Here is a 13,721-nt window from a genome sequence, read left to right as displayed (position 1 = left end):
TTTCTTATTTCATATAGTGAAGCCCGTGTTAAGGCTTGTTTCGAGGTTTCACTATGTTGTTTTCTTCAGTCCAGCTGGGTGATATGACCCTTGCTAACCGAGTGGTAATGGCCCCCATGACCCGCTCCCGTGCCGGCTCAGATCACGTACCCAATGACTTAATGGCACGATACTACGCCCAGCGTGCCGGTGCCGGTTTGATTATTACCGAAGGCAGTCCGATCTCCGAGCTGGGCCGGGGTTATGCCTTTACCCCGGGCATTTACACCCAGGCGCAAATCGATGGCTGGAAAAAGGTAACCGATGCGGTACACCAGCGTGGTGGCAACATCTTTATTCAGCTTTGGCATGTCGGACGAGTCACCCATCCGGATATTACCGGTGGCCTGCAGGCAATGGCCCCGTCTGCCGTCAAAGGTGCCAATAAGCCCTACGGCCCGCTGGGTGACGGCCGTTATGGTTTTCTTGAACAGCAAACGCCCCGGGCCATGTCGCTGGTCGACATAAAACAAGTTCAGCAGGAATTTGTTCAGGCCGCACGCAATGCCATTGAAGCAGGGTTTGATGGCGTTGAACTGCACAGTGCCAATACCTATCTGTTTGAACAGTTTATGCTGCGCAGCGCGAACCAGCGTACGGATGAATACGGTGGCGCTCAGGAAAATCGTCTTCGTTTCTTAATTGAAACCGTGACCCAGGTGGCGGAAGCGATTGGTGCGCAAAAAGTCGGCTTTCGGTTATCGCCTTATCTGGTGCTTGATGATCCGGATGTCGATAGCGAAATGCCACAACTGGCCATCAAGGCGCTAAAGGCCCTCGCTCATCTGCCACTGGCCTATGTCCATTTCTCCGAGCACGTGGCCACCTGGCGCCCGGTGCCGACCCGTTTCCGTCGACAGGTGCGGGCGGCATGGCCACATAGCGTCCTGGTAGCGGGTCGTCATACCAGGGAATCTGCAGAAGACATGATTGAATCCGGTCATGCCGATATGGTTGCCTTTGGCGAGTATTTCATTGCCAACCCGGACCTGGTGTATCGCTTTCACAACCACATTCCGCTGAATCATTCCGACCGCTCAACCTACTACGGCGGTGATCGAAAAGGCCTGACCGATTACCCCATTGTTGACCCTGATTTTGCCGATCTGGCCGAGTAAATGCACAGCAGGAGTGTGATGATGAAATCCATACTGGTTATTGGCGCCACCGGCGCAATGGGGCGTTACGTGATTAAACACCTGAGTGGCTGGAAAGTGCGCGCGTTCACGCGCAACACCCACAGCCAGATCGCTCAGTCATTAGTGTCCGATACTGTCGAACTGTTTCAGGGAAATACCGACAACCCCGGCGACATTCGTGCCGCACTGCACGGCATGGATGCGCTGTTTATCAACACCGACTTCTGGACCAACACCAAGCATCCGGACAATGAACGCCAGCAAATGTTGCAGTTACTGGCCATTGCCAACTCACTGAACATTGCTCAGGTAGTGTTCAGCTCATTGGAAAATTGCGTCAGTTTGTCGAATGGGAAAATTCCGGTCACCCACTTTGACTCCAAGGCCATGGTCGAGCAGGAGATTAACTGGCAACGGTCCCTTGAACACTTTCATAAAACACCGGGGTTTTACCGCAATAACGTGACCGTATTGCGTACCCTGCCCTACTTCGAAAACCTGATGTCTTTCTTTCCACCGCAACAGAAAGTAGTTGATGGCGAAACGACCATGGTGTTTCGCTTGCCCATTGGCGATGCGCCTTTTTCCATGGTGGCGCTGGATGATATCGGCTGGTTCACTCGGCACATTCTGGAGCATCCAGAAACCTTTGCAGGCCAGACCCTGAACATTGGTAGTGATGCGGTGACGGGCGTTGAGATGGCCGCGCAGTTTGAACAGGTAACCGGCATCAAGGCAAGCTACAACCCCATGAGTGACGAAGAGTTTCTTGCCAGTGGCGACTTTGCACACGATGCCCTGAATCACTTTCGCTTTCATCGCGAAGTGGGCATGCAACGTGATCATGTGTCGTTGCGGCACATTCACCCACACCTCAAAACCTTCAGAGCCTGGCTGACAGAAACCGGCTGGCGTGGCGAAAACCGTCTGGTTCAGAAAAAACTGGCGGAGTAACAGCATATTCAGGACACAGTCTCTGATACCCCCTGAGCCAGCACAAGGCACGGCAGAAACCCGCCGTGCCCTGTTGCATCAGTCTATGGTCAGTACCAGCTTGCCGGTGGTCTGGCCCGATTCCAGTTGGGCATGGGCTTGTACGGCCTGCTCCAGTGGCAGGGTGGTGATATTTGGCCGCAAAATGCCCCTGGCCAGCAGTTCATATACCGTCACCATGTCGGCGTGGAAGTTGCTCGGCTGATTGACGAAGTAGGTGTAGATATCGCTGACTCGAACCGCAATGGACTTCTGAAAGTGCTTGGCCAAATCGTCCGCAAAGGTACCGCTCGGTGCACCAGCCAGAAAACCAAACAACACAGCGGTGCCCAATGGCGCCAGCATGTCCAGATCCTTGCTCAGGCTATCGCCGGAGACAGGATTCAGGCTGATATCAACACCGCGCCCCTGGGTAATTTGGTGCACCCGTGCCGTCAGGTCTTCGTTGCGATAGTCGATGACATAATCGGCCCCCTGGGACTCGGCGTAATACTGTTTATCGGTGCTGACCGACGCAATGGTGGTCAGCCCCAGATGTTTGGCAATATGCAGTGCCATGGTGCCCACCCCACCGGCCGCGGCGTGGATCAGGACCCAGTCACCGGCCTTGGCGCGGCCCAGGTTTACCAGCATATGCCAAGCGGTCAGGCTGTTCACCGGCAGTGAGGCTGCCAGGGCGAAGCTCACCTCATCGGCGATACGTGTCACATAAGGCGCGGCAATCACCGAGTGGGTGGAGTATCCCTGGGCACCAATCGGTCCCATCCAGGCGACGCGATCGCCGACATTCAGGCCTTTCACCCCTTCACCCAGGGCTTCGACCACACCGGCCCCTTCCACACCCGGAATATGGGGCAGCGCCGGCGCCATGCCTGCCGGCATTTCGCCACGGCGAATAATGGTATCGATAAAATTAACCGCACCGGCATGATTGCGGATCAGGACCTCTCCGGCCGCGGGTGCCGGGGTATCAAACGCGACGGGTTGCAACACCTCGGGGGTACCGTTGGCGGTAATGCTGATGCCGTAAGACGGGTTGGCTGACATGGGAATAACCTCTCTGAATATGCTGGGCTGACAGTGATATTCAAGATAAAGGTTTTTTGATTTCGTGATAATTTCCTTAAAAAAGACACATATTCCTGATAATGAGATAATCAGCCGTGCTGTCGTGCCACCTGCATGAGCATATCCGTAACAAAGCGTCCCGCGTTCGCGCCGTAAAACCCTTGAGTGCACACCAGTTCCAGCGGCCAGCTGTCCAGTGGTAACGGCAGCGGATAACTGCAACAGCCCGCACGCTCGGCAGTGGCCAGCAGCGATTGCGGCACCGTAGCAATCAGATCCGTCTGGCCCACCACATCGGCCAGTGGGGCAAAATGCGCACAGGTCATGGCAATAAAACGCTGCAGACCACGTTTCTTCAGGTGACTGTCGATAATGCCGGTCTGGTCCTGGTTGAGCGTCATCAACGCATGGGGCAGTCGACAATATTGCTCCAGTGTCAGCCTTTGCTGCAGTGCCGGGTGTTGCCGGCGAGCGATCACTATGAACTGCTCATGCGACAGAGTTTTACGCCGCAAGTGAGCCGGCACTCGGCTGAAATTGCCGATGGCGAGATCAATCAGCCGATCATCCAGTTGCCGAAAAACCGAGGCTTTCTCCAGTGGCAAAAAGCTGAGCTGCATGCCCGGGGCCTGCTTGCTGAGCCGCCCCATCAAGGGGGCGGCCAGCGACATCACCGTTAAATCGGCGGCGGCAATGCGAATGCGCCCGCTGGCAGTGGCCGGATCAAACACCTGTGGTGCCAGCAGGCTGTGCAGCTGTTGCAGCACCTGCTGTATGCCCGGCGCCAGTTGCTCGGCACGCTCGGTTGGCTCCATGCCCCCGGGCGTACGTTGAAACAAGGGATCGTCCAGTTGCTCACGCAGCCGATTGAGCGCGTTGCTCATCGATGACTGCGCCAGGCCGATACGCTCGCCCGCGCGGCTGACATTGCGTTCCCGGTACAGCGCATCAAAAACACGCAACAAATTCAGATCGAGGGTATTTATATTCATAAAATAAATATAATGAATTCAGGTTATCCATTTCAACAATAGCATGAACGCCCCTACAGTGAACTCAAGACGTTTGCCAACGCAGGCGCCATTTCAATGAGGTCACACCATGAAAAAAGTACTGTTAATCGGAGCCACCGGCCTGCTCGGACAAGCCATTACCGCCAAACTGGGCAACTCGGTTGAAGTGATCGCAGCATCCCGCAGCCATGGCGAATATTCGGTCGAGCTGTCTGACCCGCAATCACTCAAGGCATTGTTTGAAAAAGTCGGTCCCGTGGATGCAATCATCTGTACGGCCGGGGTGGCATACTTCAAGCCCTTGTCAGAGACCACCGATGCAGACTGGCAGTTTGCACTGGCCAACAAACTGATGGGACAGATCAACGTCATTCGTCTGGGTCATGCGTATGTCAAGGCGGGTGGCACCATAGTGCTGACTACCGGCACCCTGGCACAAACGCCGCTGCCGGGCAGCGCCATGGTATCGGCGGTAAATGCCGCGGTCGAAGCCGCCATTCGCGCCTTTAGTCTTGAGCTTGAGCAGGTGCGCATCAATGCCGTGTCGCCGGGCTGGATCAGCGAGACCCTGGCCGCCATGGGCATGGATATCGCTCCCGGACTGCCCGCGGCCGAGGTTGCCGAACATTATCTGGCACTGCTGAACGGCGCTCAGTCTGCCGAAATCAGGGTAGCCAGCAAAGGCTGACCAACCACCGCCGCCTGCGCGACAGGCGGCTGATAACGAGGTTTCGTATGTCGCTAACTTACATATATATTCAGTTTTCTGTTCGGAACCCGCAGGCGTTTCAGGAATATGCCAGTCGAGTGGGTGATACCGTCACGGCCTATGGCGGTCGGACCATCGCCATTAACCGCGAGCCCACCGCACTGCACGGTGAGACCCAGGCGGATGTGTGTGTGATTCAGCAGTGGCCATCCCTTGAAGCGGTGCGACAGTGGCTGAACTCACCCGAGTATGCTCCGCTGAAGGCCCTGCGTGACGAAAAAGCCATGTCGCAGCTGCGTATCATTCCTGTTCCCGCCGTTTAAATACGCGCTCGAACCAATATTCTGTTATCGTGACAATTAGACTCTTTCCCTGGATATTGTCACGGTAGCGGAATAATGATTTACAACGATCTGGCCTTGTTTACCGCGGTGGCGACCCACCTAAGCTTTTCCGAGGCCGCCAGGCAAACCGGCATTCCATTGAGTCGGGTCAGCCGACGCATACAGGAGCTGGAGCAGCACCTGGGGGTCAAATTACTGGAACGCTCAACCCGCCGAGTCCGCCTGACCGAAGAAGGCAGGCGGTTGCTGGACCGCTGCCAGGATCCGGTGGAGATATTGCAGGAGATCGCCGGTTTTGCCGAAGATACTCGCCATCAGACCATTCACATTACGGCACCGGCACTGGCGGCCCGCACCACCATAGGGCCGCTGTTGCTGCAGTATTTGCGGCAAAACCCCTCAGTTTCGGTAAAGCTTTCTACCAGCTACAGCAACCTGGACTTCTTTCGCGACAATATCGACTTCGCCTTTCGCGTGGGCCCCCTCGCCGATTCAAGCCTGATAGCACGCCAACTCTGGCATGTGCCTTACTGCTTTTGCGCCAGTCGGGAATTCCTGCGTGAACGGAACATCAACACCAGCCTCGGCCGAGACGACTTTCTGGCGCTTCCGGCCATTGTTTCCCACCAGCCCTGGCTGTTGGACACCGGCGAAACACTTCAGTTAAAGAACATTATCCATGAGATAGATGAGCCGGATTTGATTCGCGACGCCGTCGCACAGGGAATGGGGATGGCCATGCTGCCAAAGGACATGATGGCCGAGGGGGCAGGCAAACCCGCCCTGGCGGAGGTGACCCTCAAGGAGGCGCAGGTGTTATCTCGTGACATGTATGCCGTTTACCCGAGCAAGCGATTGCTGCCTGCCCGAGTAAGAAATTTAATTGAGCACATGGTCAATCAAGTGACCCGGTGAGCGCGCAGCGCTACGTTTACTCCTTGAAAGACGCCTCGATATTCTCATACCGATAACGCGTTGCCAGTGCTTCCGGGGTGTCCTGTTCATAGCTTTTCAGTGAGGTATCCGCCCCCGCCTCCAGCAGTACCCTGGCCGATTCCGCATTGCCATGCCAAATGGCATCGTGCAGCGGCGTATAACCATTATTCGGCCCCTGATCATTCAACACCCTGTCGGCGAGGCGGCCATTGACCAGCAGCTTCAAAATTTCGGGGTGCCCCATATAGGCGGCTTTATGCATGGCAATGGCATTCATCGGATAACCGGTAATGGTTTGATCCGCGCCATACTCCAGCAACACCTTGACCACCTCGGTATCGCCTTCACGGGAAGCCACCAGCAATGGTGTATGCCAGTCGTTCCTGTTTGAAAAGACCGGCCGGCGCTGATTAACGTCGGCCCCCTGCTCCAGCAGCACCTTGATACGTGACGCCTTCTCGGCACTCGACAGCGTGGTGTCATCCAGTGTGTTCAGAATGTGCTGTCCTTCCAGCAGTGCCTGTTGCTCATCACGCTTGGCCACAAAACGCTGCTTCAGTTGTTCATAGAGCCTGGCTTCATGGGGCTCAATATTTCTGTCCCAGCCGCCAACCATGTCTTCGGCTTTGGCACCGACACGCGTGGTCAGCTCAATGTTCAGCTCGGGGTAGCCAAACAACACATCAATGTTCTCGGCTTTGGAATACCAGCTGGCCTTCATCAGGGGAGTAAACCCCGATCTGGGGGTTTGCAGATTGATGAAGGCTCCCTGATCCAGCAAGTATTTAAGGATTTCAGGATGATCGGACTGGGCCGCGATATGGACGGGCGCGTTGCCCATTTTTCGGTCCAGCTGATTCACATCAGCCCCACTTTCCACCAGGGTGCGGACCTGCGCTAAGTCTCCCGCGATCACCGCCTGATGCAGTGAAGGCAGCTTGCTCTCAGGGTTCACATCTGCCACCGAGGCGGTCGAAAAGGTGGCAAAGGCCGTTAATATCAGAGGTTTCAGTCGTCTGTTCATGATCATGTCTCGGTATCCAAAAATTGCGGCTTCGGCAAGGGCGTGTTCCGGCCGGTCCGGCTATCTTACAGGCTCAGCCAACCGGCACGACCCGATAGTTGTGAATGGTGACTCGGCCCTGTTCGTCGAGCCTGACCTGCCAGATTTCATTTACCAGCAAATCAATCGGCTCCCCCTTGAGATCAGAGTCTGCAAAGGTGTCGGCGAGTAACCGAATTCTCAGCTCAACCCGATAATCGTCGCTATCGGGCTGGATGGTTACCTGCTCAACCCGATGATCACAGCCGGGTTTAAAGACCTTTCGCACGATCGCATACCAGTCACGAAAGCCATCGTGCCCCAGAAACCGGCCTTCGGGCATATTCCAGTCTACGTCTGCCGCCAGCCGGGCGGTGAAGTACTCACTGGCCTCGGGCAGCTGATCAAACTGCTCGAACCACTCACTCACAAACCGGCGAATGCGCTCTTCATCGGATTCAAGCACTTCCTGCAGGGCCGCCAGCAACCGCCGAGCATGACTCTCGGCCCGCTCCTGCACCTCTTCCAGCTTGTTGTAAACGCCGGGAATGTAGACCATGCGGTGAGTAGCAATGGGCGGCTGATATGCCATGCCGGCCAGATAGGCGGTCTGTTGCAGCGGGCGCAGCATTTGTTCGATGGTAAAGTGGTTGTACCCCAAAGGCTGATAAGACGCCTCGGGGCCGCCCACGGTCAGCGACAGGAACAGCGCCTTGCCTTTCAGCTTGTCTCCTTTGGAGCCAAATGCAAAGTCGTAGGCCAGCACATCGTCAATCCACTTTTTCAGCAGCGCCGGCACCGAGTACCAGTAAAAGGGAAACTGCAGCACAATGGCATCCGCCGCCAACAGCGCCTGTTGCTCGGCGGCCACGTCAATCTGATAGTCGGGATAAAGGGTGTCCAGGCAACGAACATCCACGCTGTCCAGGGAGCCGGCCAACCGCTCGATGATCAGCTTGTTGGTATTGGATTGCTGAAGGTTCGGGTGACCGGAAATAACAACGACATGACTCATATCAACTCCACCATTGACCAGGTATGAACAAGAAACAGCTGGAGTTTATATATGTCGATTGATAATGTTTAGACGACCAACACCCACATAACTGTTAGCCAAAAACTAACAGTCAAATTCACCCTTTGGCTGGAACCGATGAAAGGCAGCACCTTCAATCAGTTGAGCATCTTTCAAACCATCGTCAGGGAAGGCAGCATTCGCGGCGCGGCCCGCAAGCTGGAGATGGCCCCCCCGTCCGTCAGCCAGGCCCTCAAGCAGCTCGAAACCGAGCTCAAGTTGCCACTGTTTACCCGCAGCACTCGCCGCATTGAGCTGACCGAAGCCGGCCAGATGCTCTACGACAACACCGCCGATGCCGTCTCAACCCTCGATTTCGCCCTGGAAAGTGTGCAGGATCTGTCGGTTGAACCTTCCGGCAATGTCAGCATCACGCTGCCACGGTTTGTTTTTCAGTTCTTTTTACGCCCGGTTTATGCGGAGTTCTGCCGGCGTTACCCGGATATTCAGCTGGAGATTTCCGTTTCCGATGAATCCGTCAATATTCTGGGCACCGGCCATGATATCGGTATTCGCTTTGGCGATCGGGTCGAGCCCGGCATGGTGGCACGTCAAGTAACGGCCCCCATGCAGGAGGCTCTGTTTGCCTCAGATGCCTACCTGGAGCGCCATGGCGAGCCGGCTTCCCTGGAGGATCTGCGCCAGCATAAACTGATTCAATATCGCTTTATTGCGTCCAATCAGCTGGCCCCGCTCAAGCTGCTCAACGACGGTCAAACCACCACCGTCAATATGCCGGTGGCACTGGTGGTGAATGACACCGATGCCATGGTCGATGCCGCCGAGAAGGGGCTGGGCATTGGCCGAGTCGTCACTCCCATGGTGGCCGAGCACTTCGCATCGGGCCGTTTACGCCCGGTACTTCAGCCCCATTGGTACCCTTATTCCGGCCTGTTTCTCTACTTTGTGCGCAACAGCCAAAAAGCCCGCAGGGTGCGGGCTTTGATTGACTTTCTGGTCGAAAAAGGTCGTTTGCTGCACGGCGTCTGAAAAGGCAGGCCCTCAAAAAAGCCTGCCCGGCGCGACGCATGACTTACAGGGCGGCGTGCAGAATTTCCCGGCTGACGACGGGGGTCAGATCGCCGGTTTCAGACAGCGCCACCATGCCGTGATCGGTCAGGGCCTTGATGACATCGTCAATCTGCTCGGCGCTCACACCATAGTCGGACAGTCGGGTCTTGACACCCAGAGACTCAAAAAATGCCTGAGTCCGCTCAATGGCCTGTTCAATGCGCTGCTCGTCGCTGCCTTCACGAATGTCCCATACCCGCTCGGCATATTGCAGCAGTTTGGCACCTTTCTGATCCTTGCGTACACGCCACAATGACGGCAGCACGATGGCCAGGGTCTGGGCGTGATCGATACCAAACAGCGCGGTCAGCTCGTGGCCGATCATGTGAGTGCTCCAGTCGTGGGGCACACCGGCACCAATAAAGCCGTTCAGGGCGCAGGTGGCACTCCACATCAGGTTGGCCCGGGCGTCGTAGTCGGTGGGGTTTGCCAGGGTTTGAGGACCCACCTCAATCAGGGCGCGCAGAATGCCTTCGGCGGTGCGATCCTGAACTTGGGCCCCCACCGGAAAGGTCACATACTGCTCCACCACATGGACGAAGGCATCCACAATGCCATTGGCCACCTGGTGCGCGGGCAGGGTGAAGGTCAGGGTCGGATCGAGGAATGAAAACCGCGGAAACAGCAGCGGGCTCATTACCGGAAACTTGCCGCCTTCGTGGCTGACCACGGCACCCATGTTCATTTCCGAGCCGGTGGCCGGCAGGGTGGCCACGGTGGCCAGCGGCAGGGCTTCGCTGATCGGAATCGGGGTGAAGCCGCTCTTCAGCAGATCTGTTTCCTCACCGGCATAGGGCGCTGCGGCGGCCACAAACTTGGTGCCGTCCATCACGGAGCCACCGCCGACCGCCAGCAGAAAATCCACGCCGTCACGGCGGACTATCTCTACCGCCTTCATCAGGGTGTCGAAACGCGGGTTCGGCTCAATGCCGGCAAACTCGGTGACGCGGCGCTGGCCCAGGCCCTGACGCACCTTTTCCAGGGTGCCGTTGCGCTGCACGCTGCCACCGCCATAAAGCACCATGACATGGGCGTCGGCAGGCACCAGTTTATCCAGCTCGGCCAGCCGGTCCTGTCCAAAAACAATGTGGGTCGGGTTGTGATAATCAAACTGTTGCATCAGTAGGCCTCCGTTAAGTGAACGACGGCCATTTTAAGGATGCGAGCAGGGTTTTGAATGGGCATTACTGCCTTTATCATGCCCAAAACTATCACCTCTGGCTTTTTTTGATATAGTAGAGAACTCAGCTTTCCAGCCCCTGCGAGCATACCGCCGATGAATGAACTGGTTCACTTACTGGATGCCCTCTCCCCTCAAGAAGGCTTAAATGGCACAGCGCTGGCCGGCGTTAGCGTATATCGCGCCAGCAAGTCGGTGCCAAGAGAGCCCATGTGCTATACCCAGGGCATTATTCTGGTGGCACAAGGGGCCAAACAGGTTCATCTTAACGGTCGTGTCTATGACTACAATGCCAACAACTACCTGGTAATGACCCTGCCCATTCCTGTCGAGTGTGAAACCCTGGTCACGCCCGGTGAGCCCTTGCTGGCCCTGCTGCTCGACATTCGCATGGACATGCTGCAACCGCTGATCCGGCTGATGGATGAGCACAACCGGCTGCCGCCCGAGACCAATGGCACCGCGCAGCCCGGGCTCTATGTCAGCCGGGTCACCGAGGGGCTTTCCGCCGCGGCCGTGAGACTATGCCAGTGCCTTGAGTCTCCCCTGACCGCCTCCGCCCTGGGAGAAGGGGCGCTGCGTGAAATTCTGTATTTGATCCTGACCGGTGAGCACGCCTCCCCGCTGTTCGATCTGGCCCGGCACAACACTCAGCTGGCGAGAATGGAACGGGTGCTGAAACATATGCACGAACATTATCAGGAAAGTCAGGAGGTTGATCAGCTGGCGGTGCTGGCCGGCATGAGCACGTCATCGTTTCACCGCCATTTTCGCCAGGCGACCGGCTCCCCGCCCCTGCAATATCTGAAAAAACTGCGGCTGACCCGGGCTCGGGAGCTGCTGCAAGACAAAGACGTCAAGGTCAAGCAGGCCGCCGCCGAAGTGGGCTATGAAAGCCCCACCCAGTTCAGTCGCGAGTTCAAGCGCTACTTTGGCGTGCCCCCGCAAAGCAGTGCCGGCGTATCACCACCGGTGTGAGGCATTCGAAACCGTGCACGGCGCTTTCGGCGCCGCACACCGGCCATTGTGATTGCAGGCATTCTTGAGCAAGAAATCGTGCGAATTAACCAGCTGTTTCATGGCTAAAATCATAATGTGAACATACATTGGCGTTAAAAAAGCCAGCATTCAATGAATGCTGGCTTTTTCCGTTGAGTTGGTTACCGCAGGCGCCCGGTATGGTTCATTTTTATGGGAGCCTGGTTTGGCGCCTACCCCCTCAGTTGTTTAATACCACATTCGGGCCTGCCGGCACGCTCTCCCGCTGGCGAGACAATAATTTGGCACTGGCAGCCCAGATAACAAATCCGCCAGCAAACAGAATGGCAGACACATAGCCCGACTCATGTATTTCTCCGCCGGCGGCAATGTAAAGACCGCCTACCCAGGGGCCGATGGCATTGGCGGTATTAAATGAACACTGCACGATTGCCCCTATCATGGCCTGCCCGTTTGGCGCGGCTTCCATCAGCAGAGATTGAACAATGGCCGCCAGTCCAATGGTGCAACCAATAAAGAACACCACCACACACAATAGCACCATGCTGCTGCTGACAAACACATACAGCAGGGAAAAGAACGCCGCCAAGGCCAGAACCACCCCTGTGGTCATCACCGGCTGGCGGTTGCCTATTTTACCCAGCACGACATTGCCCACCGTGCTGCCAATACCAAACACCACCATAGCGATGGACACGGCATAGGCGGGTGCCTGGGTGTGTTTTAAAATGGTATCGGCGACATAGGTGTACATACAAAAGATGCCACCGAAGCCGACGATGATCATCGCGATGATCGACCACACCGATTTACTTTTAAAAACCCCCAACTCATTCGCCAGCGTCACTCGGGTTTTATTGGGTTCATTGGGCAGCCTGAACATCAACAACAAGGCGATCAGCGAAATAAATGAAACCAGCGCCAGGCAGTAACGCCAGCTTAAGTTCTGGCCGATAAGAGTGACCAGGGGAACCCCGATAATGGTGGCAATGGTCAGCCCCATAAATACTTTGGATATATAGGAAACCCTTTCATTCCTGGGGGCAATTTCTGCCGCCATAATGGCCGCCGTGCCAAAGTAACAACCATGGGGCAGCCCGCTCAGAAACCGGGAAAGTACCAGTTGTTCAAGTGTTTGTGCCAATGCGCCCAGACCATTGAACACCAGCATCATGGCAACAAATAACATCAATGCCTGGCGCTTTCTGATATTGGCCGTCAACAACATAAACACCGGCGCGCCTACCACCACCCCAAGGGCATAAGCACTGATCGCATAGCTGCTTTGTGCCGGTGTTGAACCGAATGCGTCGGTAAACAGGGGAAGCATTGGCATCATGGCAAATTCGGTCAGGCCCAATATGAAGCCGCCCAGCGCCAGCACAAACAGAATTGATTTCTTTGAATGTAACGAACTCTGATTCATCAAACGTATCTCTGCAACGACATTAGGTTATTACACCTCAAAAATTTAAACATACCCGCAACAACACCAAAACACCCTTTCGGGAGTCCCATAATCTAGCCCCTGTCAGCGTCATTGCCGCGCAAGATACCAGCCTGTAAAGCACAGAGACAACAGGTGCCGAGTGATGATAGCGCATTAGCGCACGAGAAGGTTTCGATTAAATGAAAGGCTGCCATTTTAGGCAGCCGTGCAGCATTTTAAATGGGCATTACTGCCTTTCTCATGCCTATATCTATCAGTCGATATGAACCGCCGTTTTATTGGTGATCAGCCACCGTCCATTCACCTCCAGCATGTTGTGAAAATCAACAAATGAGGCCGCCGGATCGGTCAGATTGTTAAAATTCATGATAACATTCGCCGCACTGCCTACCTGATTAATCGACACGATTTGAGCATCAATGTCCCACCCGGTGCGGGACCAGCTCTCAAAACAGTCTGTCAGCAAATATTTATGCCGCTTGCCACTGGCATCGATGAAGAAGATCCAGGCGTCTTCATCAAACGCCGCTTTGAACTTGTCGACATCCCCTTTCCAGCCTTCCACATACAAGTTGATAACATCGATGATTTTTTGATAATCCGGCACGGCAGAAAGACCTTTTTCTGTCATAAATCCCCCCTATATTGAGTACTGACCATAAC

The 13,721-nt window shown here is 55.6% G+C and carries 14 protein-coding genes; 7 read left to right on the top strand and 7 right to left on the bottom strand.

Annotated features, from left to right (window positions below; translation table 11 throughout):
• Positions 1–53: 53 nt before the first annotated feature.
• The gene (locus OJHNALOF_RS06370; protein WP_165661511.1) at positions 54–1,157 is read left to right on the top strand and encodes an alkene reductase; all 1,104 of its coding nucleotides are present in this window, start codon (positions 54–56) and stop codon (positions 1,155–1,157) included.
• Between the two features lie 18 nt (positions 1,158–1,175).
• Positions 1,176–2,132: an NmrA/HSCARG family protein gene (locus OJHNALOF_RS06365; protein ID WP_165661510.1), complete on the top strand. Its 957-nt coding sequence runs from the start codon at positions 1,176–1,178 to the stop codon at positions 2,130–2,132.
• A gap of 78 nt (positions 2,133–2,210) precedes the next feature.
• On the opposite strand, the gene OJHNALOF_RS06360 is transcribed toward OJHNALOF_RS06365, so the two are convergent.
• Complete coding sequence (locus tag OJHNALOF_RS06360; protein WP_165661509.1) at positions 2,211–3,218, bottom strand: zinc-binding dehydrogenase; 1,008 nt, start codon at positions 3,216–3,218, stop codon at positions 2,211–2,213.
• 110 nt (positions 3,219–3,328) lie between these two features.
• Positions 3,329–4,231 carry a LysR family transcriptional regulator gene (locus tag OJHNALOF_RS06355; RefSeq protein WP_165661508.1) on the bottom strand — a complete coding sequence of 301 codons (903 nt, stop codon included), beginning with the start codon at positions 4,229–4,231 and terminating at the stop codon, positions 3,329–3,331.
• 109 nt (positions 4,232–4,340) lie between these two features.
• Here OJHNALOF_RS06355 and OJHNALOF_RS06350 point away from each other — a divergent pair, with 109 nt between their 5' ends.
• From OJHNALOF_RS06350 to OJHNALOF_RS06340, 3 genes are all read left to right on the top strand, one after another.
• Positions 4,341–4,940: a short chain dehydrogenase gene (locus tag OJHNALOF_RS06350; RefSeq protein ID WP_165661507.1), complete on the top strand. Its 600-nt coding sequence runs from the start codon at positions 4,341–4,343 to the stop codon at positions 4,938–4,940.
• Positions 4,941–4,987: 47 nt separating this feature from the next.
• Positions 4,988–5,284, top strand: coding sequence for a DUF1330 domain-containing protein (locus OJHNALOF_RS06345; protein WP_165661506.1), 297 nt, complete (start codon positions 4,988–4,990; stop codon positions 5,282–5,284).
• A 75-nt stretch (positions 5,285–5,359) separates the two neighbouring features.
• Entirely contained in the window at positions 5,360–6,220 is an 861-nt protein-coding gene (locus OJHNALOF_RS06340) for a LysR family transcriptional regulator (protein WP_165661505.1), read from the top strand.
• A 16-nt stretch (positions 6,221–6,236) separates the two neighbouring features.
• Here OJHNALOF_RS06340 and OJHNALOF_RS06335 read toward each other — a convergent pair whose 3' ends face one another.
• Together OJHNALOF_RS06335 and OJHNALOF_RS06330 are read right to left on the bottom strand one after the other, a co-directional pair.
• Positions 6,237–7,265, bottom strand: coding sequence for an ankyrin repeat domain-containing protein (locus tag OJHNALOF_RS06335; RefSeq protein ID WP_165661504.1), 1,029 nt, complete (start codon positions 7,263–7,265; stop codon positions 6,237–6,239).
• A 73-nt stretch (positions 7,266–7,338) separates the two neighbouring features.
• On the bottom strand, positions 7,339–8,298 hold the full coding sequence (locus OJHNALOF_RS06330) for an NAD(P)H-dependent oxidoreductase (RefSeq protein WP_165661503.1): 960 nt from the start codon (positions 8,296–8,298) through the stop codon (positions 7,339–7,341).
• A 138-nt stretch (positions 8,299–8,436) separates the two neighbouring features.
• On the opposite strand from OJHNALOF_RS06330, the gene OJHNALOF_RS06325 reads away from it, so the two are divergent.
• Positions 8,437–9,348, top strand: coding sequence for a LysR family transcriptional regulator (locus OJHNALOF_RS06325; RefSeq protein ID WP_165661502.1), 912 nt, complete (start codon positions 8,437–8,439; stop codon positions 9,346–9,348).
• Between the two features lie 43 nt (positions 9,349–9,391).
• Here the strand turns inward: OJHNALOF_RS06325 and OJHNALOF_RS06320 are convergent, their stop codons facing one another.
• A complete protein-coding gene (locus tag OJHNALOF_RS06320) occupies positions 9,392–10,549 on the bottom strand; it encodes an iron-containing alcohol dehydrogenase (protein ID WP_165661501.1) in 1,158 nt (385 codons plus the stop codon).
• 156 nt (positions 10,550–10,705) lie between these two features.
• Between OJHNALOF_RS06320 and OJHNALOF_RS06315 the strand changes: the two genes are divergently transcribed.
• Positions 10,706–11,587 (top strand): AraC family transcriptional regulator, encoded by an 882-nt coding sequence (locus OJHNALOF_RS06315; protein ID WP_165661500.1) that lies wholly within the window; start codon positions 10,706–10,708, stop codon positions 11,585–11,587.
• A gap of 241 nt (positions 11,588–11,828) precedes the next feature.
• Here OJHNALOF_RS06315 and OJHNALOF_RS06310 read toward each other — a convergent pair whose 3' ends face one another.
• Both OJHNALOF_RS06310 and OJHNALOF_RS06305 read right to left on the bottom strand, forming a co-directional pair.
• Positions 11,829–13,034 carry an MFS transporter gene (locus tag OJHNALOF_RS06310; RefSeq protein ID WP_094199923.1) on the bottom strand — a complete coding sequence of 402 codons (1,206 nt, stop codon included), beginning with the start codon at positions 13,032–13,034 and terminating at the stop codon, positions 11,829–11,831.
• A 277-nt stretch (positions 13,035–13,311) separates the two neighbouring features.
• Positions 13,312–13,689 carry a nuclear transport factor 2 family protein gene (locus OJHNALOF_RS06305; RefSeq protein ID WP_165661499.1) on the bottom strand — a complete coding sequence of 126 codons (378 nt, stop codon included), beginning with the start codon at positions 13,687–13,689 and terminating at the stop codon, positions 13,312–13,314.
• Between the last annotated feature and the right edge of the window lie 32 nt (positions 13,690–13,721).

Origin of the sequence: Oceanimonas sp. MB9 (genome assembly GCF_011319775.1) — a bacterium.
GTDB classification, from domain to species: domain Bacteria; phylum Pseudomonadota; class Gammaproteobacteria; order Enterobacterales; family Aeromonadaceae; genus Oceanimonas; species Oceanimonas doudoroffii.
This window is presented reverse-complemented; position numbering and strand designations above follow the sequence as displayed.

Excerpts from the sequence above, each read along its gene's own strand:
- OJHNALOF_RS06305 (WP_165661499.1), bottom strand. The coding sequence starts at position 13,689 with ATGACAGAAAAAGGTCTTTCTGCCGTGCCGGATTATCAAAAAATCATC.
- OJHNALOF_RS06315 (WP_165661500.1), top strand. The coding sequence starts at position 10,706 with ATGAATGAACTGGTTCACTTACTGGATGCCCTCTCCCCTCAAGAAGGC.
- OJHNALOF_RS06320 (WP_165661501.1), bottom strand. The coding sequence starts at position 10,549 with ATGCAACAGTTTGATTATCACAACCCGACCCACATTGTTTTTGGACAG.
- OJHNALOF_RS06330 (WP_165661503.1), bottom strand. The coding sequence starts at position 8,298 with ATGAGTCATGTCGTTGTTATTTCCGGTCACCCGAACCTTCAGCAATCC.
- OJHNALOF_RS06345 (WP_165661506.1), top strand. The coding sequence starts at position 4,988 with ATGTCGCTAACTTACATATATATTCAGTTTTCTGTTCGGAACCCGCAG.
- OJHNALOF_RS06360 (WP_165661509.1), bottom strand. The coding sequence starts at position 3,218 with ATGTCAGCCAACCCGTCTTACGGCATCAGCATTACCGCCAACGGTACC.
- OJHNALOF_RS06370 (WP_165661511.1), top strand. The coding sequence starts at position 54 with ATGTTGTTTTCTTCAGTCCAGCTGGGTGATATGACCCTTGCTAACCGA.
- OJHNALOF_RS06365 (WP_165661510.1), top strand. The coding sequence starts at position 1,176 with ATGATGAAATCCATACTGGTTATTGGCGCCACCGGCGCAATGGGGCGT.
- OJHNALOF_RS06355 (WP_165661508.1), bottom strand. The coding sequence starts at position 4,231 with ATGAATATAAATACCCTCGATCTGAATTTGTTGCGTGTTTTTGATGCG.
- OJHNALOF_RS06350 (WP_165661507.1), top strand. The coding sequence starts at position 4,341 with ATGAAAAAAGTACTGTTAATCGGAGCCACCGGCCTGCTCGGACAAGCC.
- OJHNALOF_RS06310 (WP_094199923.1), bottom strand. The coding sequence starts at position 13,034 with ATGAATCAGAGTTCGTTACATTCAAAGAAATCAATTCTGTTTGTGCTG.
- OJHNALOF_RS06325 (WP_165661502.1), top strand. The coding sequence starts at position 8,437 with ATGAAAGGCAGCACCTTCAATCAGTTGAGCATCTTTCAAACCATCGTC.
- OJHNALOF_RS06340 (WP_165661505.1), top strand. The coding sequence starts at position 5,360 with ATGATTTACAACGATCTGGCCTTGTTTACCGCGGTGGCGACCCACCTA.
- OJHNALOF_RS06335 (WP_165661504.1), bottom strand. The coding sequence starts at position 7,265 with ATGAACAGACGACTGAAACCTCTGATATTAACGGCCTTTGCCACCTTT.